The sequence below is a fragment of the Vibrio scophthalmi genome (assembly GCF_040869025.1).
GTDB classification, from domain to species: domain Bacteria; phylum Pseudomonadota; class Gammaproteobacteria; order Enterobacterales; family Vibrionaceae; genus Vibrio; species Vibrio scophthalmi.
This window is the reverse complement of record NZ_CP134271.1, coordinates 534,921-555,790: the sequence shown is the minus strand read 5'-3', so window position 1 is coordinate 555,790 and position 20,870 is coordinate 534,921. Positions and strand designations below refer to the sequence as shown.

The window sequence follows — 20,870 nt, the reverse complement described above, 5'->3', positions numbered from 1 at the left end:
GGTTTTTTGTTTGGTTGTTAGCCAATAATATACGAACGTCGTCATTCCCTAGACTGACGAAGGAAGGAGTAGGGAATCTTTATGCTGAATGAGAGTATAGAAGCGAGAATAGAGAAGCGAGAAAAGAGAAGCGAGAAAAGAGAAGCGAGAAAAGAGAGCCGAGAGCGAATTTTAGGCATAAAAAAACACCGCCTATAGGCGGTGCGAAAAAATTTGACAGACAGGTCAAAATAAATACAGGAAGTATACGTTTCGTCTCTGGGATTGATGAGACAAAACCATGGTAGAAATTCTACCCAACTCGAAATACGAGTTTGCAAACACAACATCGCAACAACAAAGCCAATTGATTTCAAAGAAACCAAGCCGTTCAGGCTTGTATTGCGAGACGAAATATAGAATTTCTCTGGTCGTCAGGCAATGGACATTTTATAATGTTTCAGATTAAAAAAACTAATCCAATTTATTGAAGGCGCCTATGTCCAGAAGATTACCCCCTTTGAACTCGTTGAAGGTATTTGAAGCCGCGGCTCGCCACTTGAGTTTTACTCGTGCGGCAGAGGAATTATTTGTGACGCAGGCAGCAGTTAGCCATCAAATCAAGGCGTTAGAAGAGTTTCTTAGCTTGAAGTTATTCCGCCGTCGTAACCGTTCATTGTTGTTGACGGAGGAAGGGCAAAGTTACTTTCTCGACATCAAAGACATTTTTACTTCATTAGCTGAAGCGACAGATAAAGTGCTTGAGCGCAGTGAAAAAGGCGCACTAACCATTAGTTTGCCGCCGAGTTTTGCGATTCAATGGTTGGTTCCTCGCTTAGCGGATTTTAATCAGCAAGAACCAGATATTGATGTACGCATTAAAGCCGTTGATATGGATGAAGGTTCATTAACTGATGATGTGGATGTGGCGATTTATTATGGACGAGGTAATTGGCCGGGATTACGAGCCGATAAACTTTACCAAGAGTTTCTTATCCCACTGTGTTCGCCGTCACTATTATTAGGCGCTAAGCCATTAGAAGAATTAGGTGATCTGAAAAACCATACCTTATTGCACGATACGTCACGTAAAGATTGGAAGCATTTTGCTAAATTTCATGGTGTTGAGGGCGTGAATTTAAATCATGGACCAATTTTTAGCCACTCAACCATGGTGCTACAGGCGGCGGCGCATGGCCAAGGTGTTGCGTTAGGCAATAACGTATTAGCGCAGCCTGAATTGGAAGCGGGTCGTTTGATTGCCCCGTTTGATGAAGTATTGGTGTCAAAAAATGCATTTTATGTGGTCTGCAATGAGAAACAGGCTGATATGGGCCGAATTGCGACCTTCCGCGATTGGATGCTAGCGAAAGCACACAGCGAGCAAGAGGAATTATTGGAAGATGACGAATAAGGTAATTATTGATGGCGCTGAGAATGCGCCGCTGTTCATTTTTGCCCATGGCGCCGGAGCGGGAATGGATCATGCCTTCATGCAGCAAGTCGCCATGGGGCTGGTTGAAAAAGGCATTCGCGTAGTACGCTTTAATTTTCCTTATATGGTGCAACGCGCTGAACTCGGTACCAAACGCCCACCCGATCGTGCGCCTAAATTACTCGAAACCTTTGAGCAGATCATCGCACAATACACCGATAAACCGGTAGTGATTGGCGGTAAGTCGATGGGCGGGCGCATGGCGAGCTTATTGAGCGAGCATCCTCTGGTTGCGGGTATTGCTTGTTTAGGTTTCCCTTTCCACCCTCCGGGCAAACCTGAAAAATTTAAAGGTGAACACTTAGCGACGTTGAACAAGCCGTGTCTGATTCTCCAAGGTGAACGTGACACTTTTGGAACTCGTGATGAGCTTGAACAGTTTGATTTAGCCCCGAGTGTACGCAGTAGCTTTATTCCTGATGGCGATCATGGCTTCAAGCCGCGTAAACGATCGGGGTTTACTGAGCAGGGTAATATTGATTTAGCGGTTGAAAGATTGAGTCAGTATATTTTTGAACTCTACGATACGGCCGAGGAGTAGTATGAAAGCGAATAATGTGCTGGCGGCTGGGGGACTTTTAGCAGGCATTGGTGTTGCGTTAGGGGCATTTGCTTCGCACGGCTTAAAAGCAATGTTGTCACCCTATCTACTTGAAGTCTTTAATATTGGTGTCCAATATCAATTTATCCATGCATTGGCGATCATTGCTTGTGGCATCCTAATGACGAACAAAGTCAGTGCAAAAGCGCAAAAGTATTTTTTCATCGCCGCGATTTGCTTTATTATCGGCATCTTTTGTTTTAGCGGCAGCCTTTATGCCTTAGCGCTAAGTGGAATTAAATGGTTTGGACCAATTACTCCGCTAGGTGGCATGACCTTTATGTTAGGTTGGGCTTTGTTCGTCTATGCAGCACTACAGAACAACAGAGGTGAGTAAGTGAAACAACTAATGCTCTATTGCCGTCCTGGCTTTGAGAAAGAGTGTGCGGGTGAAATTCAAGATCGAGCGAGTTCGCTGGAAGTGTTCGGTTTTCCGCGCGTTCAAAAAAACTCTGGATTCGTGTTGTTTGAGTGTTACCAACAAGGTGATGCAGCTAAGCTAGTGAAGTCGTTAGATTTCAAATCGCTGATCTTTGCTCGCCAAATGTTTGCCGTTGCTGTTGAACTGACCGACTTGCCACGTGAAGACCGTATTTCGCCAATTCTGCAAGAACTGAGCGAAGCGGATGGCATGCCAATGTGTGGTGATCTACGCATTGAAACACCGGATACTAATGAAGCGAAAGAGCTGCTCAAGTTCTGCCGTAAGTTTACCGTGCCAATGCGCCAAGCGTTGCGTGGTAAAGGTATCTTGTTTAATAAAGATAACCCGAAGAAACCGGTATTGCATATCTGTTTCGTTGAGCCGGGTCATTGCTATATTGGTTACTCACTGCCGATTAATAACTCACAGTTCTTCATGGGCATTCCTCGTCTGAAATTCCCAGCAGATGCGCCGAGTCGCTCAACGTTGAAACTGGAAGAAGCGTTTCACGTATTTATTCCTCGCGAAGAGTGGGATGAGCGTTTGGCTTCTGGTATGTGGGGTGTCGATCTGGGTGCATGCCCAGGCGGTTGGACTTACCAACTTGTGAAACGTTCAATGTTCGTTCACTCAGTGGACAATGGTCTGATGGCGCAAAGCCTGATGGATACTGGTCAAGTAAAACATCACCAAGAAGATGGCTTTAAGTTTGAGCCACCACGTAAGAACGTGACTTGGCTGGTATGTGACATGATTGAAAAACCATCACGCGTGGCGCAACTGATGGGTGAGTGGATCATTAGTGGCTGGGCAAAAGAGGCGATTTTTAACCTTAAACTGCCAATGAAAGGTCGTTACGACGAAGTACTGCAAGATATCGAAAACCTTAAAGTATTCCTAATTAAAAACGACGTGAAGTTTAAGCTGCAAGCGAAACATCTTTACCATGATCGTGAAGAAATTACTGTTCATGTACAGAGCTTGTCGAACATCTCGCCTTACTAAACCAAGCGCTATCGCAACGATGCGTTGAGTATGTATGGTCAATTAAAAAGCTCCCAATGGGTAATGCCGATCAGTTAAGAAATTTGTGAGATCATTTGACCGATCCTCAAAAGGCTTCAAAATCCGATATTAGGAAACTAATATCGGATTTTTTATGTCTTTAGAAAGCCAACTTGCCAATACTTTTCGGTCGTGTAATACCTTCCACCACTTTGATAAATACTCTGACATTCTTAGTCCAGAGCTTATCCAGCAAGGTTTTGAGCAAGCTGGTGTCGCAACCGTTAGAAGAAGACGGTTACCTTTAGAAGCCGTACTTTGGTCCGTTGTTGGAATGAGTCTCTTTCGTCAACAATCTGTTTGGGATATTGCTAACCAACTCGATATTGTCCTGCCAGACAAACGACGTTTTGTTGCACCAAGTGCTGTTGTTCAAGCGAGACAGAGATTAGGCGAAGAAGGTGTAAAGCAAGTCTTTAAGAAGATGGCTGCGCACAGCTATCAGTCGTCTAACTTCGAAACTTGGTGTGGACTAAACCTTCTATCCGTCGATGGTGTCGTTTGGAGAACGACAGATACACCCGAAAATCATCAAGAGTTTAAAGCGCAGTGCAATCAATCATCTGAGAATATTTACCCTAAGATCCGTATGGTTTGCTTGATGGAGCTTACAAGTCATCAGCTAATCGATAGTGCATTCTCTGACTATCGCACCAGCGAAATGCGTCTCGCAGAAGAGCTTATTGAACAAACGCCAGATCAATCACTGACTATTTTTGACAAAGGATATTACTCTTTAGGACTGCTTAATCGCTGGAACAAAGTCGGTCAAGAAAGGCATTGGATGCTCCCTGTGAGAAAAGACTTTCAGTATGACGTTGTCCATAAATACAGCCAGAGTGATGCTATCGTTGCTATAAAAACATCACCTCAGGCAAGGAAGAAATTCAGTGACCTGCCTGAAATAATAGAAGCAAGGTTGGTATCGAAAGTCATCAAAGGTAAGGAGTATCAGGTTCTTACCTCAATGCGTGATGGGTTGCGCTTTCCTGGAGAAGACATTGTAGAGCTCTATCGCTATCGCTGGGAAATCGAATTAGGCTATAGAGAAATGAAGCAAACCTTGCTTGATAGTGAATATACATTGCGAAGTAAGCGCCCAGATATGGTTAGACAGGAGCTCTGGGGGATTTTGTTAGCCTATAACCTTATAAGGCAGGTTATGACAAAGGCAGCGAGTAATTTAGATAGCGTTTGGCCGAACCAATTAAGCTTTACGAGTAGTGCCATGGCTGTGACTCAATACTTTGCAGCTTTACCTTTAACGAGTCCAGGGAAACTCCCTAAACACTATGAAGTGCTACTACAGCAAATATCCATGTTTATCCTACCACCCCGAAGAGACGATAGAAATTATCCTCGTTGGGTGAAACTGAAACCCAAGAAATATGCGACAAATAGAAAAAATGCCAGTCAGCTTAACTGACTGGCATTACTCCCAATGGGAGCTTTTTTGTTTTTCTGCTGGGTTTTGCGTTCGTGTTGTCGACGGCCTGCAGCAATCAGAGTAACAATCACAGTAACATCAAGTTATGCTTGATTCGGCCCTTCGTAGCGTAAATCTTGCAGGTTAAAACCTAACTCAATATCGGTTTTTAGCTGCGCAACTTGGCGGCAAGTTCGCGCCATTTCGATATGTTCATCAAACTTTTTACGGTACTTTTTCACCAGTTCGTCAGCGCTATAAGCCTGCTCAATGGTATCAAATTGCGTTAAGATCTCTTTGGCTGCTTTTGGTCCGATACCAGGGATCCCCGGAACTTGGCTAGAACTGACGCCTGTTAATCCCCAATAATCGGCCAATTGACTTGGCTTCACGCCAAACTCTTTTTCTATAAAAGGTGCATCTAACCAGCGATGCTGGAAGTAGTCACGAATTTGCAGCGTTGGAGAAAGCAACTGACAGTAGCCTTTATCGGTGGATATGATGGTGACTTTCTCGTTGTGGCTTGCGACCTTAATCGCTAAGGTTGCCACCAAATCGTCAGCTTCATCACCATCAGAGAGCAGCGAATCAATGCCCATTTTCCACCATGCGTCTTGAATCGCGTCAAGCCCTTTGAGTAGCGGCTCTGGCATGGGTTTACGGTTTTGTTTGTATTCAGGCAGAATTTCCGCGCGCCAACCGCGTTCTTGCAGGTGATGATCGAACACCGCGACGATGTGTGTCGGTTGCGCTTCATTGATAATACGGGTGAGGGTTCGCCCTGTGGTTTCTATCGTTCTTGCAATGTCGGTAGGATCGGGCTGTACAGAGTGTACGCGGCGAATCAGGTTTAGAGCATCGATAATGACAAGATGAATAGACATAAGCGTTTAAAAAGTAAGGGCCTCAAGGCCCTTATTGTAAATGAAGTGTGGGATAAAGCCAGCCAGAGACGGCGATATCCCAATGTATCAATGACTATTTTGAATCGGTTGAGATTCGATAGCATGGCTCGTAAGCGGTATTGCCGGGGAGTTTCATGCGGTGCTGGGTGACGAAGTCTTTTAGCAATAAGTCCATTTTCTTCATCAGTTCTCTATCGCCGTCTAAGATGAATGGGCCGTGACGTTCTATTTCACGGATACCTTCTGCTTTTACGTTACCGGCAACAATACCAGAGAAGGCTTGGCGCAGTGCCGCAGCCAAATTTTCTGGACGTTGATTGAGATGTAAATCAAGACTGGCCATGTTTTCATGGGTCGGATCGAACGGTAACTGGAATTCAGGTTCAATTTTTAGTGACCAGTTAAAGCTATAAGCATCGCCGGTATCTTTACGATGTTGACGGACTTGATCCATACTTTGCTTCATGATTTTGGCCACTTTAGCCGGATCATCAATTACGATTTGGTAATGTTTTTGCGCCGCTTCACCTAAAGTGTCACCAATAAATTGGTCGATTGAGCGGAAGTAAGCTTCGCTCTCTTTAGGGCCAGTGAGTACGATTGGCAGCGGTTGTTCGGCGTTCTCTGGGTGCATCATGATACCCAAGATATACAACAGTTCTTCTGCTGTGCCTGGGCCGCCAGGGAAGATCACAATACCATGTGCCATACGTACAAACGCTTCAAGGCGTTTTTCAATATCGGGCATGATCACCAATTCATTCACGATTGGGTTTGGCGGCTCTGCAGCAATAATTGAAGGTTCTGTTAAACCAAGATAGCGTTGCGAGGTATAACGTTGCTTGGCATGACCAATCGCAGCGCCTTTCATCGGCCCTTCCATCGCACCCGGTCCACAACCGGTACAGATATTCAGTTCACGCAACCCCATTTCGTTACCCACTTCACGGGTGTACTGATATTCGGTAGGGTTAATGGAGTGGCCGCCCCAGCACACCACCATATTTGGCTCAAGGCCTGGGGTCAGGGTGCCTGCGTTACGTAAAATACCAAACACCAAGTTGGTGATATGGGTGGCATTGGTTAAGTTTAAGCGTTGGTTGTCAGCCAAATGCATGTTGACGTAGACAATGTCACGTAGCACCGAGAACAGGTGTTCTTGGATGCCTTTGATAATTTGTCCATCGACGAAAGCATGCTCAGGTGGATTGGTTAATTCGAGCTTGATACCACGCTCACGGCGCATCACGTTAACATCAAACGATTTGTGCTTTTCGAGCAGCTCTTTTGAGTTGTCGGTGTGGCTGCCTGAGTTAAGTACGGCTAGCGTACAGTTGCGATAGAGTTGGTAAAGATCACTGGATGCCGTTTTTTTAAGGCGCTCAACTTCAAGTTGAGAAAGTAAATCCATACTACCCGCTGGGCTGATGTGGGTGATCATAGTGACCTCCTTGTAATAATGATCGATCGCTGCTTTGTGGCGAGCGAGTCCTTAGCAAGCCTGAGTGGCAAAATACGGTGGTGTATGCAGAGACTCGATAACATGACCGTATTTTTGAGCTTAGCACTGTTAGCGTAAGAATAAAGACTAACCAATTGATATCAATACATCTATCACGCTTAGCGTACGATAATTGACTTGGGAGAGAGTGTGAGAAATAAAAAAGCCGCTTGGTGATAACTCAAAGCGGCTTCATTGATTAACGGTTTTATTTGTCGCGGTTATTTCCACACCAATTGATTGGTGCCCACCTTTTTGCTTTCTTGCAACTGTACTCGCAGTCGTTCCAGAACTTCTTCCGGTGTGTCGGATTCTTTAAATACGGTACTGACGGCTGTAAGCGTAATGCTTAAGCTTTGTTCGCGGAATTTGAAAGGCAAACGCGCCACTTGAGCTTGAATGGCTTTGACCAGTTCGAGACTCTCAGGATCGGCACGTTCTGGCATGATCACCAAGAACTCTTCACCAGAATAGCGCGCGATAATATCGGCATCGGTTAACTCGGCTTTGATACAGCGGGCAATGATCTTCAGTGCTTTATCACCGGCGGTATAGCCAAAACTGTCGTTAACTGATTTGAAGCCATCAATATCGAAGTGCACTAAACGCAGATTATGTTGATTGCGGATCCAGCGACGATATTCAATTTCCATTTTCTCATTGAACGCTGAGCGATTCAGCACGCGAGTCAGTGGGTCTTGTTGGATACGTTCCGCTTGATCTTCCAAGCGACGACGGTGGTCTTGGGCGGTTTCTGATAACGACTCCAATTGACCATGACCAAACTTCATACGCTCAAGCAGTGCTTTTTCGCGGCTTTCAGCATGCTTCAAACGCTCAGAAAGTGAAGATAGCTGATCCAACAATGGGGATAAATTTTGCTGCGCGGCCTCAAGTGATTGAGCCCCTTGTAAAACGGAGTAGCTGTTTGTAATCAAGGATTGCAATTCTTTACCATGCTCAACACGCTGATCAAAATAACTGATGCTTTGATCGGTAATTTGCGCGGAGCTTTTTAAAGAACTGGAGATGGATTCGTTAACTTGATTGAGAAACTGCTGCGAGGTTTTACGTTCAAAATCGGTGCCTTGAATGACCAACTTTAGTATGTGTAAGGTTTCTTCGAGTAGTACCTGAGTGTTGACGCCCAGTAGTAATTTGGCACGAATATCATTCAGTAATTCACCTGACTCACCAGTAAAATCCAGCTCCGTAATCAGATTTTGTAGCTCTTCGTTGAGTTTGTTGAGTAACTCTTTTTCGCCATCGCTACTCGGTAAAGAGGCACTACTATCAGGGTTCGCGGTGAGGATTTTGAGCGAGCGTTCATAGATAGTAAGCAACTTGATTGCTTGCTCTGAACGAGAGGTTGGATTACTGGCACATAAGCTCAATAAATCACGCAGATCTCGTTTGATTTTCGATGGGATACCAGCGACCCGTAATAGGGTTTCACCAGCATGTTTCACTTGTGAATCAAGCTGTTTTTTCTGTTTATCCATAACCACTGTGTGTTGTTTTATTAAACGTTCTAATATCACCAATTTCGGAATTAGCGAGCTAATATCTTTCTGTTTTTCAATCGCCACTTTTAGCTCGAGCAAGCTCGTAAGTAATCGTGGATCGTTGGTGCAACAGGCGTCACTCAAAGAGGTGACGACACGCTGTAAAACCTGCTGCTCTCGTTTAAACTTGAACGAGCTATCTCTTTGTGTCAATCGAACTTGTTCCAATTGAGACTTCAGATTGTGTAACTGCGACTGAATATCTTGTTCGAGTGCACCCATGTAGATCTAAACTTTATGATTACGTGATCTAAAAAGATCTTATTAATTAATTTATTGATAATAACAAATTAATTTCGTTCGTCACGGCTTGTCACCGCGGAACGGCACGGTTTTACTCATCTTTTAATATTTTTTTGAGGCTCTCCTCATTATTGTAAGAAGAGTGTACCTTTATTAACCCTTGGTTAATTGCGTGCTTACAGGCTTTGCGTACGTTACCGGTTGCTAGACTGGCTGCAGGGGCATTTTCAATCGCTTTCAAATAAACCCATTGGCTCGTCTGTTCTTGCATGCTGATCGTGCGTGCAGCGCCAGTTGCCATTAACAAGATATCTAGCAACTCTTTGTCGTTCAGTGCGGTATAGGCGCGAGGAAGAAATGGGTAATCCACCATTCCGACACGGACCACTCGGTTAAGAGATCGCTCTGGTTGGAACTGATCGACCCATTGTTGAATCTTATCAACTAATTCTGTTGGGTCACTGTTGCGATTAGTGTTGGGCTCGATATAAAGCAAATTAGCATCTGAAAAATGGTAGATGCGCGCTGGAGACGTGATCTCTTTACGCAGGTAACGGCCAAACTCTTTTTCCAATTTTAAGCCTTCACTGTAGCCGTGTTGCATGTGTAGATTACGTAGAAAGGGAACGTCGATCATCACAAAACGTAGACGGTCATTAAGTGGCTCGTGGATCAGTTCGCCGATATGCCATTTTTCAAATTGACCGCTGCTGGCTTCCAAAGAAGCGGCTAACTTAGCATTTAGCATACGTAAGTTGCGTAACCCTGAGCGGGAGTGGGTGAATAGGTTTTGATTTAACTTGTCGATCTCCGCTTTTTGCAGCTTGAGGATATGGCCTCGACGCAAAAGGAAGGTAAATAGAATTGAGCTGATAATAAACAACCCAAAAGCGATTTTCTGGAATTTTCGATACTCAGTTTCAGCGTGATCGAGTTCTTGCTGTTGACCACTCATGTGAATCGAACGTTCAACAAAATCCTTTTGCTGACGGAAAGCATCCTCACTGATGATGTCGAGCTCTCTTTGTTCAATAGTGGCAAACTTATTGTATTGTTTGAAGTATTTCAACGCCGTTTGATATTGTTTGTTGAGCTCGTAGCCATGATAAATCAAGCTGTAGGCGTTTTTCTGTAGTGCAACATTATTTAGCTGAGTACCAATTTCTAACGCTTTTTTGGCATTGTCGATGGTTTGTTGACCTAGTCCTTGGTGCGAGGCTAAGCCCGATTTTAGTAAGTAAGCGTAAGCTTGCAGCTTAGGTGCATGGGTGCCAACCAATAACTCTTCCGCACGCTCTAAATATTGTTCTGCTAGGGTGAAGTTAACCAACTTTAGGTAGGTCGCAGCTAATGAAATACGAATATCGATCTCATTGATAACGTTGTTCTGCGTACGTTCATGATCCATCGCATTGAAGAGTTGGACCAGTGCGAGATTGTATTTACCTTGCTGGTAATAGATGTCACCCATCATTTTTAATACTGATGGCAGTACCGGCGAGTTTTGGTAGTTATCGTAAAAATCGGCGGCTTGTGATAGATGGACAATGGCTTTATCCAGTACACGGCGATCATAAAACAGCGCACCTAAGCGATAGTTTACTTTGCCCAGTTGTGCGCTTGAATCTTCTTCAATCGCTTTCCAGTAGGCAATTAAAAACTCTGATAGCGCTTTATTGTATTGCTTGTGGGCGAGGTAATGCTCGCCGACAGTAATGTGGTAGTTAATCAGCGTATAGGTCGATTTTATCTGATTGACATACGGTGTTAGCTGAGCAAAAAGTTGATTCGCTAACTCGACTTCCCCTTCTTTAGAGGCGATCTCTGCCTTGAGCATGACGTGCTGATATTTTAGCCCTTTTGCTAATTGCTCCGGGCTTTTGATCGACTTATAGATGTCGCTGATTTGATGCAGTTGTTCACGTGCTTTAATGCCATCACCGGAATATAACCAAGCTAAACGGATCTGTTGCAGTTCGACATCAAGGCCAAGATAGGGCAGGTGATAGAGTTTGGCTAACGCTTTGGCTTCATCAAGATGAGTCAATGCCAGTTTTGGGTTGCCAAGATTGAATTCCGCGTCAGCTAAAATTTTCAGGGCGTCGATGGAAGCCCCTGGGCTGCGGACGCGGTTATCGGCTTCATCACGTGAAATAGCGGAAGGGCTTTTTTCCGCATTATTAGTCAGTGTGCGCTGGGTGAGAAAGTCCAAAGCGAGTTGCCGAGCTTGCTTTGGAACAATATCAATCAGGCTATTGGCTTCATTTAATATCGGCGAAGTGTACACCGGTGTCGCAAAGCTCATCGGTGACAATAATAAAAGCAATAAGCAGAGCCAACGCTCCCAGCGCAAAGTATGCATCCTAAAAACTATCCTTATTGACGAGCCATACGCTGATTATGGTTAGGCTGTGCTTGCTCTGTCGAACGGTAAGGGTTGATATCTAAACCACCTCGACGAGTGTAACGCGCGTAAACAGTCAACTTTTCTGGCTGACAATAGGTCATGATGTCAGTAAAGATGCGTTCAACACACTGCTCGTGAAACTCGTTATGTTCACGAAACGAAACGATGTATCGTAACAGAGCTTCACGGTTAATTTTTTGACCGTGATATTGAATTTCGACACTGCCCCAGTCCGGTTGGTTGGTAATTAGGCAATTTGATTTCAATAAATGGCTATGCAGTGATTCGGTGACAATCTCTTGTTCCGCAGCACCCTCAAGTAAGCTTGCGTCAAACTCATAATGCGTGATTTCTATATCTTGATGATCAATGCACTCACCTGCCATCGTGACGATAACCGTGTCGGTGTAATCTTCGACTGAGCGCAATGTTACGCTGACGGTTTCACCAGCGCAGTGAGAGAGATCTTTGATCAATGTCGCTTCGACATCATCCCAGCAAGTAAAGCGCGTTTGGTTCAAGCTATTAAGGTAAAGTTTAAAGGACTTTGATTCGATCAAGTTTGCGCTGGTGGCGGGAATGCTCACATCACCCACCGCAACTTGAGGTAATCCTTTGTCGTTCAACCAAGAGAGTTCATACAAGGTCCAAATGTCGCAACCATGAAAAGGGAGCGTGTCACCCAGTTCAAGATCATCACGGTTTAGGCTACGTGGTACAGGCTGAAGTAGCGATGGGTTGTAGAGACTTGCGTACTCAGTCTTTTGGCCTAGTGTTAACCCGGCGAGCTCTTTAGCGTTGGAATATTTACTCATACTTTGGATCGATTTGGATTAGAATGACGGGAATTTTACGCAATCTCGCACCCAGTGTCATTAAATTGGAGAACCGAATGGCTGACAACGTTTTGCAAGCCTTACGCACATTCAGTGAAAAATACCGCTCAGCCTTCCAAGAGCAACACGGCTCATTGCCAATCAGTGAAGAATTGGCCGATCTCGTTTCCCCTTGTGTTGAACAAAAACGCGCAGATAGCGTTGAGTGGCAAGCATTTTCTCGTGATGAGTTTGCTGATTTCACTAATGTGGAACAAGGCATTGAATTGACATTGCATGACGATATTAAACATTTTTATGGCAGCCAATACAGTGCCGACATGGATGCAAGCTGGAATGGTAACGGTTTGTCACTGCTGCAAGTTTGGAATGATGAAGATTTTGTTCGCCTACAAGAGAACATTCTTGGCCACTTGGTGACGCAACGTCGTTTAAAACTTAAGCCAACGGTATTTATTGCGGCGACAGACGCGGAGCTTGATGTGATCTCCATTTGTAACCTCACCGGCAATGTCGTGCTTGAGCGCCTAGGCACCGATAAGCGTGATGTCTTGGCCGAGAATGTGGCTGAATTCTTAAATCACTTAGAGCCTGCGGTGTAACCATGTACGTTGTTGAACTTCAATTTGAGTGTTTTGATAACACCACCATTAGTGCCGTAGACAAAGCCATCAATGGTTTGATGGATGCGTTACGTTACAACGGCCAAGTGCTTGGTCGCGAATTCCCGATTGTGATGGGGGATGGCGAGTTTTATGTGCGTGTTGTCTGTCCTGAAAAACAGAGCTTACATCCTAATAACCATTCTGACTTTGTTAAAGTGTGCATCAACCGTTTAGCGGAAGCGAGCTTACTGGCACCCAAAATGCGTATGCTGGGGCGTGACTTAAATTCAGAAGAAGCGGCAGAAGAAGAGACGCCAAGTTGGCAAGTGCTCTACACCACTTACGTTCATACGTGCTCACCACTGCGCAGCGGTGAAACCTTGTTGCCAATCCCTCTGTACCGTAATGGACCAACTTTAAATGGCGATCATAAAGCGGTAGTGAAATGGCAAACAGAGTGGCAAGCGTGTGATGAATTGCAAATGGCGGGCGGTTGCCGCGCTGAACATGCCGCGCTGCATGAGATTTGCGATACCGACAGCGTATTATTCCGCCGTGGTTGGGATTTGCGTGGTCGGATTGAGTTTTTGACCACCATTCCGACGTATTACTATCAATACCGCGTTGGTGGTGCGAGCTTAGCGGAAGAAAAGAGCCGCAAGTGTCCCAAATGTGGTGGAGAGTGGCTGTTGGACGCGCCGTTACACGATATTTTCTACTTCAAGTGCGATGATTGCCGAATCGTCTCTAATATCTCGTGGGATCACATTAAGTAGCGCATATTAAACTGCGTGTGAGCAAAAATAAGCTAGTCATCGTTTAGATGAAATAAAAGACCCGCCGGACGAGCCCATAGTTGGAGTATTAGTCTTTAGGCGGGTTTTTGCTTTCAGGCTGTTCATCTTGATGTGACGACGTTTTGTGATCGGTGGGGTCGCGCTTTTTCATCTGCCCCATTTTCATATTGGCGGTATATTTTAAGGCGGCGATATTACCAATGATGACGCATAAAACGATGGTAATGATGACCCACGGATTAGTTAGTAAATCCATCATACTTCTCCACAAATATTGGTAATAAACTGAGTGTAGATGTAATCAAGCTGGCTTAACACCTCTTCCATCGCCAAGATGGGATCAAGGCGCAATTGTTGCTCAAGTATTGCTGGAGAGAATTGTGCTAAACAATCCTGCGCCGTGTTCTTATGGCTAATATGCCAAGGCTCAGGGGCTACGCCACCAAGATCGTCGGCATAGGGAAAGAAAAAACCAAATTGAGTGAGATTGTCTTTTAACCATTGATAAAATGGCGTTTGATGACCTTGTAAATACTCCCATGGCTCCAGCTTTAACTGCACGCCTTGTGGTAACAAATCACGGTCAAACAGATCAAATTCACACCCCCAATGATGACGACTGCCGCCGGGCAGTGCTGACCAGCGTAAAATTGCCATCACTTTCTCTAATTCGCTCAGTGTTGCGCCATCAATGGGTTGACTATCACTATCGAGAATAGCGCTGTGACCTAAAATCTTATTGTTCCAAATGGTTTTCTGTCGTTCAAAGTCGCGAAAGCCACTGGCGATATTGAGATTAAACCCCGCCTGAGTCGCCGCTTGCTTGAGGCGTAGCAAATCATTGCCAACCTCAAGATGAACTAAGAAGGCTTTCTGACCAATCACCACCTCAGAGAGGTGGCTTTGGCTTTGGCCTGTGAGCTGCTCAGGCGTCATGATCACGCGAGGATATTCTCCAGTACTTTTTGATACATATCGGTCAGTTTTTCTAGGTCGGCAATACTGACACACTCATTCACTTTGTGAATGGTGGCATTCACAGGACCGAGCTCAACCACTTGTGTCCCCATTTGTGCAATAAATCGCCCATCAGAGGTGCCACCGGTGGTCAGTAACTGTGGTTCTTTATGGTTTACGTCGGCGACGCCTTTCACCACCGCACTGAGTAATGTCCCTGTATCGGTTAAAAATGGCTGGCCGCTTAGCGTCCACTTTAGATCGTAGTCTAAACCATGCGCATCGAGGGTTGAGTGTACACGGCGTTTGATTTCACTATCCGTTAGCTCGGTACTAAAACGGAAGTTGAACTGCACGTCGAACTCGCCAGGAATAACATTTGAGGCACCAGTGCCTGCGGCTAGATTCGGGATCTGGAAGCTGGTGGGTGGGAAGTAGTCATTGCCATTATCCCATTGCGTTGCAGCAAGTTCAGCTAAGGCCGGCAGTGCTTGATGAATCGGGTTGTTGGCTAGGTGAGGATAGGCGACATGGCCTTGGGTTCCCTTCACTCGTAGATCACCGGTAATTGAACCGCGACGGCCATTTTTAACCACATCACCGACGGCATGCGTACTTGATGGCTCGCCAACAATACACATATCGATGATTTCATCACGCGCCATTAAGGTATCAACGACGCGAGTTGTGCCATTAATAAACGGGCCTTCTTCATCGGAAGTGATCAAAAAGGCAATCGAACCTGTATGGGCGGGATTCTCTTCGATGAAACGTTCGACAGCCACAACCATACAGGCGAGTGAGCCTTTCATGTCTGCTGCGCCGCGGCCATGTAAGTAGCCGTCAATCACGGTTGGCTCAAAGGGCGGGGTACGCCATTGTTCTACTGGGCCTGCAGGCACAACATCAGTATGACCGGCAAACGCAAATAGGGGCGCTTCCGCACCACGGCGAGCCCAGAAGTTGGTGGTGTCTTCAAACACCATCACTTCAATCTCAAATCCGAGTGATTTGAGACGATCTATCATCACTTGTTGGCAACCCGCATCTTCAGGGGTTACTGATTGTCGGCCAATTAAATCTTTTGCCAGAGCCAATACAGGGCTATCGCTCATCCTTGAAATCCTTTTAATAAAATATTGCTATGCAAAAACTGCTGCGTATTGATCGGCTTTAAAACCAAGGTGATATTGCCCATCAACCAGTAAAATTGGTCGCTTGATCATTGCTGGCTGCTCAACCAACAGTGAAATTGCGCTTTGCTCGTTTAAGCCGTCTTTTTGTTCCTGGCTTAGCTGACGAAAAGTGGTGCCACGCTTATTGACGACATTTTCCCAACCGAGTGCTTGGCAAAACTGAGTAATCATTTCGGAATCAACACCTTGCTTACGGTAATCGTGAAAGTCAAATTCCACGTTTTGCTCGCTGAGCCATTTCTTCGCTTTTTTTATCGTATCGCAGTTTGGAATACCATACATGGTGACTTTCATTTTTCTCTCCTAAGAGGCATTTATTGTTATTTATGAATCCTATCAGGAAGTTGGTAATGAGACAAAAGTGTGACGGATATATTTTGATGAGTAAAAAATACCCCCTAAAGGGGTAGGGGAATGGCGAGTTATTGATCAAACGCAACAAACGGATTGGATAAAAGGAAATAATGTCCTTTGAAGTTTATAGGAGGTATCAATGGAACTGAGTCCTGTGTTTGCAAGGCGTTTGTATTTAGCTCTGCTAGTTGAAAGTCTAGAGAGACCAAATGTTCCTAAATTAATTGAGCAGACTGGCTGGCCACGTCGCACAATTCAAGATGTAATTAAAGCTTTGCCGGGTATCGGTATTGAACTTGCTTTTGTTCAAGATGGTCGACGTCATAATGATGGCTATTATCAGCTATCGGATTGGGGCCCTTTTGATAGTCAGTGGGTGACAGACCGTGAACCGGATATTGCTGCGAGCTTAGGTTTCCGAGCTTAATCTTTGCAATAGCGTTTTACAGCATCGTGTTTGGAACTTATGTTTTTGCAATAGAGATTTTTGAAACATAGAGTTTGAGCTGAAATCACAAGTAAATGAATAACTCCCGTATTCTGGCCGTCGTTTCTATTTCGTTATGATCCCATGACATTGATATGCATTGCCAACGACGGTGAACGAGGTTGCAAAATCTTGTGGGGTGATCATGTACACCGTGTCCGCGCCAAGTTGATTGGCGCGGTTTTTTATGTCGTGCAATGCGCCCTGAATCAGCACATCATTGGCAAAGAATAAGTAAGAGTACCAGTGACCTTCACTGCCCGTAACTTCCCCTAACCACAAACAATCATCCGCATTAAAACCACTGTCCATTCTTAAATGAACCGTTTCGGCATGCTTGTCCATTATCGTTGTGGGTGTCGTGCAGCCCAATATGCTGATTGAGAATAGTGCAACGACAACCGATTTACATAGCCTGTGAAACATAAACAAAAAATCCTATCCAGCTGACGGCAAGTAGCATCCAAGGCAGTATAGATCTTTTTGTGTTTGTTGAAGTTGATGTTGTTTCAGGCTGTTGAGTCTCATCACTCTTTTCGTTGTCAATGCGTTTACTTCGCTGAATTTTTTTCTTCGCTTTGTCTGCTTGGCGTGCTTTTTCTTTTTGCTGTTTTTTATATTGTGCGATGCCTTTCTCAATCCCTTGCGCGATCAGTTTGGTCTGCTCTTTCGTTTGCCCTTGTTTTTGCGTTGCCTTGGCGATGCTGGTGGCTTCTTGTTGTGTTTGTTGCGATGGGATAATTTTGTTTTTCATCTGAGGTATTTACTACTGGATCAAAGATAAGCTCATCCTAGCACGATATAATCTGTAATTAATCGCACAATCTAGCAAGAGGCACATTTGATGAAGAAAATGATTCTCGCCAGTATTCTGGTTTCGGTGCCTCTGTTTGTTTGGCTGAGAGGTTCGCCTCCGCCCAATGCATTGTTAGAGCAAAGTGCGTTTAGCCATCAACAACAAATGAGCGATTTGCAAACCCAGTTAAAGGCAGATCCTAATCAAGCTGATTTATGGTTTCAGCTAGGTCACGGTTACTTAAATCAACAAGAGTTTACGGCTGCACTCACTTGCTTTGATTATGCGATGCGGCTTAGTGATACACCTACGGCCAGCCAATTATCGGCTAAGGCGAGCGCCCTGTACTATCAAAATAAGCAGCAAATGAGTGCTGAAGTGAAAGGGTTACTTAACCAGTCATTGGCATTGGAGGCGGATAATTTAACTGCATTGACTTTGCTCGCGAGTGATCACTTCATTAGTTTTCGCTATCAGCCCGCCATAGAGCTGTGGACACAGATTTTAGACTCGCAGCATCCAGATGTGGATCGCATCACGATCATTCAACTGCTCAATCAAGCCAAGCAGATGCAAGCGGGGCGATAAACCTATTTCCGTTGACTTACCCTGACGATTATACCTCTAGTGAGCAATTCGCAATGAGAGCAAGTGATTAAAACAAGCAAGAAAAAAAAGCCGGCAATCAGTGCCGGCTTTGTGTTTAGAGGGATTGTTTAATCAGGCATTAATATTGCGCTTCGCGTTTTTCTGCCTTTTCTTCCCATTGTGGAACCACGGTGTCTAAGAAGTGCTTCTTCTCGCTGTTCATCTTGTCCATATCCATACCAAGGGCCTGTTGTGCTTTGGCTTTGGTTGAAATGTCAGGCATTTCAATTGGATCGGTGATGCCTTTTTTCGCCAGCAAACGAACCAACTTGGTACGTGCATCAGCGGCTTTATCTACCGCAGTGCCGAGTACTTCTAGCGCGACTTCCGGTGCGTGCATGTGCACCCCGTGAGAAGCAATCGCGTAATCCCAGCGCCACTGAGCATGGCGAATGTCTTGGAGGATCTCGGCCATTTCGGCGTCGGTCGCGCCTGCTTCCCATGCTGCGCCCGCTTCAAAGTGTGCGGCAACAATTTGTTTTTCAGCGGTCAACTTCATATTGAGGACTTGTGCTTTACGAGTGTTTACAATCTCCAGCATTTGATCTTTTGATTGAGTATGGCAGTTGGCACAGGTGTCTTCGAAGCGGTCAAATGGATTACCGACTTTATGATCGGTATAAACAGTGCCATCTTCTTTGGTGACCTTTGGCATATGACAATCGACACAAGCCACTTTGTTTTTGCCGTGAATCCCATCTCGCCATGTTTCATAACCCGGGTGCTGCGCTTTTAGCATTGGTGCTTTTGATACTTTGTGCGTCCAATCCTTGAAGCCGATTTCATCGTAGTACTCTTCCATTGCGCCAACAGTGGTGCCTTTATCCCAAGGGAATTTGACCGCTTTGGTTGGGCCGGTGAAGTAATATTCCACATGACATTGGCCACACACAGAGGCTTGCTGATCAAGTCGAGACTGCTGGTCGAATGGTTTGTCGATCGCTGTAAATGCGCGTTCTACATAAGGTTTGGCAAGTGCAAGGGCGGGTTCACCATTTTTGAAGCCTTCACTGCGGGTATCGTGACAGTCAGCACAGCCAATTGGGTTGACGATTTGCTCGCCTCCGCGCGCCCACTTACCAGAGAAGTAGCCGTCTTCACCTTGCTCGTCGATTACGCGCCCCACATCCGGGCTTTTACAACTCCAACAAGCCATTGGCATTGGCCCTGAGTTTTCATCGGTTGGTCCACCGGTGCGCAGAGTTTGACGTACATCATCTAGGGCGTAAAAGTGGCCGCGGGCTTTGTTGTAGTCTTTGGCAAAGCCATAACCTGCCCACAAAATAACCATGTCAGGGTCGTCCGCCAAAGCATCATCAATGCCATCACTTTCTGATGTTGCTCGCCATGAATGATATTGGTCGGGGTGTTGTTGCTCGTAAGCGTCGTTACGAGGATCGATTAACGCTTTGTCTTCAGACGCAGCAACGCTAGTAGCCGTCATGATTGAACTTGCCACTATCACTATTGCTGCAGCGGAACGTTTTATCCATTGCAATTTATTCACAGTGCTATCTCCATATTCTGTTTTTATTAGCAGCGTTGTGATCTGGCTATATTCCAAACTAAGAATTGGAGTTGCTAAGAGTGAGTTTAAAGAATTGTAAATATTTATGTTCTGGTCATTTATTGTTCATTGTTTGAGATCAATTTAAGTAGGTGACCGAGTTCAAAAATGGCCATTTATACCACTAAAGGGGTAGTTGCTCTTATTTGTTTGGTAATGAGTTTCAATTGCATTACTTGTTTTTATTCAGTGGGTTACCGTGAGCGTTGTGACTGGTAAAGGGTGATCAGTATCGAGTTTTTAAGCTTGTTAGGTGCGGGATAAAGTCAACAGGGGTAGTATATCGATAGAAGCGTTGTGGCTTTATCCAAAATAGGAATTGATTTCATTTGATACAAAGTGTGTATCAAAGGATTTTAATTTTTACTCATTTCTATGTCAGTTGTCTTTAGAACTGTGGAATAGAATGAGAACAAGGAAAGGATAATATGGGCAATATAAAGTTGGCCATAGTCATAATGCTGAAGTTATTCCTCTCATTATGCCTCTATGGTTATTCTCTTCATGCCGTTGCCGACACAATAGCGGTTGAGTCTCCAACCTCCTCTGCACGACATGAAGTCACTCTGATCCGTGATAAAGACTACAAATGTATTCAATGTCATAAGGATTCCAAACAAACCTTATCTGGTTCGCATGGTGAAACGGCGCATCAAGCGCTCGGACGAGATGTCAATTGCGTTGATTGCCATAGCAGTATTGGCCCAGATCACCGTGAAGGCGCACCTAAAGTCATTAAATACTCGAGTGCACAATCGCAAGCGGGCAGTGATAAAGTGTTTCTTGATCCCGACACGATTCTTAAAGCCAATAGCCAATGTGTTGACTGCCACCAACCTAGTGATTTACGTGAATCAAGTTGGACGCATGATGTACACGCCAAAAACTTAACCTGTTCAAATTGCCACGATGTTCATGCGACCAAAGCCAAAGTGTTGGAGTTTGAGCATAAGCAGCGCGTTAAGCTCTGTGTTGATTGCCACGCGGATTTCACTCAATTGAATAAGGAGAAGTAG

General features: G+C 45.0%; 22 protein-coding genes. 10 read left to right on the top strand and 12 right to left on the bottom strand.

Annotated features, from left to right (window positions below; all coding sequences use genetic code 11):
- Positions 1 to 478 precede the first annotated feature (478 nt).
- From RJD38_RS02440 to RJD38_RS02420, 5 genes are all read left to right on the top strand, one after another.
- Positions 479 to 1,393, top strand: a complete 915-nt coding sequence (locus tag RJD38_RS02440; RefSeq protein ID WP_005598972.1) for a transcriptional regulator GcvA — start codon at positions 479 to 481, stop codon at positions 1,391 to 1,393.
- Positions 1,383 to 2,015, top strand: a complete 633-nt coding sequence (locus tag RJD38_RS02435; RefSeq protein WP_065430745.1) for an alpha/beta fold hydrolase — start codon at positions 1,383 to 1,385, stop codon at positions 2,013 to 2,015. The genes RJD38_RS02440 and RJD38_RS02435 overlap by 11 nt, the downstream gene beginning before the upstream one ends.
- A gap of 1 nt (position 2,016) precedes the next feature.
- Positions 2,017 to 2,412: a DUF423 domain-containing protein gene (locus tag RJD38_RS02430; protein ID WP_005598968.1), complete on the top strand. Its 396-nt coding sequence runs from the start codon at positions 2,017 to 2,019 to the stop codon at positions 2,410 to 2,412.
- Positions 2,413 to 3,504, top strand: a complete 1,092-nt coding sequence (rlmM, locus tag RJD38_RS02425; RefSeq protein ID WP_005598966.1) for a 23S rRNA (cytidine(2498)-2'-O)-methyltransferase RlmM — start codon at positions 2,413 to 2,415, stop codon at positions 3,502 to 3,504.
- Between the two features lie 154 nt (positions 3,505 to 3,658).
- Positions 3,659 to 4,990 (top strand): IS4 family transposase, encoded by a 1,332-nt coding sequence (locus RJD38_RS02420; RefSeq protein WP_065430246.1) that lies wholly within the window; start codon positions 3,659 to 3,661, stop codon positions 4,988 to 4,990.
- A gap of 104 nt (positions 4,991 to 5,094) precedes the next feature.
- On the opposite strand, the gene xni is transcribed toward RJD38_RS02420, so the two are convergent.
- From xni to queF, 5 genes are all read right to left on the bottom strand, one after another.
- The gene (gene xni, locus RJD38_RS02415; RefSeq protein WP_065430744.1) at positions 5,095 to 5,874 is read right to left on the bottom strand and encodes a flap endonuclease Xni; all 780 of its coding nucleotides are present in this window, start codon (positions 5,872 to 5,874) and stop codon (positions 5,095 to 5,097) included.
- Positions 5,875 to 5,968: 94 nt separating this feature from the next.
- The gene (gene ppnN, locus RJD38_RS02410; RefSeq protein ID WP_005598962.1) at positions 5,969 to 7,336 is read right to left on the bottom strand and encodes a nucleotide 5'-monophosphate nucleosidase PpnN; all 1,368 of its coding nucleotides are present in this window, start codon (positions 7,334 to 7,336) and stop codon (positions 5,969 to 5,971) included.
- 281 nt (positions 7,337 to 7,617) lie between these two features.
- Positions 7,618 to 9,183, bottom strand: a complete 1,566-nt coding sequence (locus tag RJD38_RS02405; RefSeq protein ID WP_065430743.1) for a GGDEF domain-containing protein — start codon at positions 9,181 to 9,183, stop codon at positions 7,618 to 7,620.
- Between the two features lie 112 nt (positions 9,184 to 9,295).
- Positions 9,296 to 11,566 (bottom strand): tetratricopeptide repeat protein, encoded by a 2,271-nt coding sequence (locus RJD38_RS02400; protein ID WP_065430742.1) that lies wholly within the window; start codon positions 11,564 to 11,566, stop codon positions 9,296 to 9,298.
- A 14-nt stretch (positions 11,567 to 11,580) separates the two neighbouring features.
- The gene (gene queF, locus RJD38_RS02395) at positions 11,581 to 12,426 is read right to left on the bottom strand and encodes an NADPH-dependent 7-cyano-7-deazaguanine reductase QueF (RefSeq protein ID WP_009384530.1); all 846 of its coding nucleotides are present in this window, start codon (positions 12,424 to 12,426) and stop codon (positions 11,581 to 11,583) included.
- A 77-nt stretch (positions 12,427 to 12,503) separates the two neighbouring features.
- On the opposite strand from queF, the gene syd reads away from it, so the two are divergent.
- The gene (gene syd / locus RJD38_RS02390) at positions 12,504 to 13,049 is read left to right on the top strand and encodes a SecY-interacting protein (protein WP_005598955.1); all 546 of its coding nucleotides are present in this window, start codon (positions 12,504 to 12,506) and stop codon (positions 13,047 to 13,049) included.
- 2 nt (positions 13,050 to 13,051) lie between these two features.
- Complete coding sequence (locus RJD38_RS02385) at positions 13,052 to 13,828, top strand: Zn-ribbon-containing protein (RefSeq protein ID WP_005598953.1); 777 nt, start codon at positions 13,052 to 13,054, stop codon at positions 13,826 to 13,828.
- Between the two features lie 88 nt (positions 13,829 to 13,916).
- Here the strand turns inward: RJD38_RS02385 and RJD38_RS02380 are convergent, their stop codons facing one another.
- Genes RJD38_RS02380 through RJD38_RS02365 form a run of 4 tightly spaced genes read right to left on the bottom strand, consistent with a single transcriptional unit; the run spans position 13,917 to position 16,296 of the window.
- Positions 13,917 to 14,105: a DUF2897 family protein gene (locus RJD38_RS02380; protein ID WP_065430741.1), complete on the bottom strand. Its 189-nt coding sequence runs from the start codon at positions 14,103 to 14,105 to the stop codon at positions 13,917 to 13,919.
- On the bottom strand, positions 14,105 to 14,785 hold the full coding sequence (locus tag RJD38_RS02375; RefSeq protein ID WP_065430740.1) for a M15 family metallopeptidase: 681 nt from the start codon (positions 14,783 to 14,785) through the stop codon (positions 14,105 to 14,107). The genes RJD38_RS02380 and RJD38_RS02375 overlap by 1 nt, the downstream gene beginning before the upstream one ends.
- Before the next feature lie 2 nt (positions 14,786 to 14,787).
- On the bottom strand, positions 14,788 to 15,921 hold the full coding sequence (gene dapE, locus RJD38_RS02370; RefSeq protein WP_005598948.1) for a succinyl-diaminopimelate desuccinylase: 1,134 nt from the start codon (positions 15,919 to 15,921) through the stop codon (positions 14,788 to 14,790).
- Between the two features lie 27 nt (positions 15,922 to 15,948).
- Positions 15,949 to 16,296: an ArsC family reductase gene (locus RJD38_RS02365; RefSeq protein ID WP_005598946.1), complete on the bottom strand. Its 348-nt coding sequence runs from the start codon at positions 16,294 to 16,296 to the stop codon at positions 15,949 to 15,951.
- A 199-nt stretch (positions 16,297 to 16,495) separates the two neighbouring features.
- Between RJD38_RS02365 and RJD38_RS02360 the strand changes: the two genes are divergently transcribed.
- Positions 16,496 to 16,783 (top strand): winged helix-turn-helix domain-containing protein, encoded by a 288-nt coding sequence (locus RJD38_RS02360; protein ID WP_005598943.1) that lies wholly within the window; start codon positions 16,496 to 16,498, stop codon positions 16,781 to 16,783.
- 126 nt (positions 16,784 to 16,909) lie between these two features.
- Here the strand turns inward: RJD38_RS02360 and RJD38_RS02355 are convergent, their stop codons facing one another.
- Positions 16,910 to 17,269, bottom strand: a complete 360-nt coding sequence (locus RJD38_RS02355; RefSeq protein ID WP_065430739.1) for a DUF4156 domain-containing protein — start codon at positions 17,267 to 17,269, stop codon at positions 16,910 to 16,912.
- Positions 17,250 to 17,597, bottom strand: a complete 348-nt coding sequence (locus tag RJD38_RS02350; RefSeq protein ID WP_005598940.1) for a DUF2956 domain-containing protein — start codon at positions 17,595 to 17,597, stop codon at positions 17,250 to 17,252. Before RJD38_RS02350 ends, RJD38_RS02355 begins: the two co-directional genes overlap by 20 nt.
- A gap of 90 nt (positions 17,598 to 17,687) precedes the next feature.
- On the opposite strand from RJD38_RS02350, the gene RJD38_RS02345 reads away from it, so the two are divergent.
- The gene (locus RJD38_RS02345; protein ID WP_065430738.1) at positions 17,688 to 18,227 is read left to right on the top strand and encodes a nitrite reductase; all 540 of its coding nucleotides are present in this window, start codon (positions 17,688 to 17,690) and stop codon (positions 18,225 to 18,227) included.
- A 139-nt stretch (positions 18,228 to 18,366) separates the two neighbouring features.
- On the opposite strand, the gene nrfA is transcribed toward RJD38_RS02345, so the two are convergent.
- Positions 18,367 to 19,794: an ammonia-forming nitrite reductase cytochrome c552 subunit gene (gene nrfA / locus RJD38_RS02340; protein WP_065430737.1), complete on the bottom strand. Its 1,428-nt coding sequence runs from the start codon at positions 19,792 to 19,794 to the stop codon at positions 18,367 to 18,369.
- A gap of 488 nt (positions 19,795 to 20,282) precedes the next feature.
- Between nrfA and nrfB the strand changes: the two genes are divergently transcribed.
- Complete coding sequence (gene nrfB / locus RJD38_RS02335) at positions 20,283 to 20,870, top strand: cytochrome c nitrite reductase pentaheme subunit (RefSeq protein WP_005598934.1); 588 nt, start codon at positions 20,283 to 20,285, stop codon at positions 20,868 to 20,870.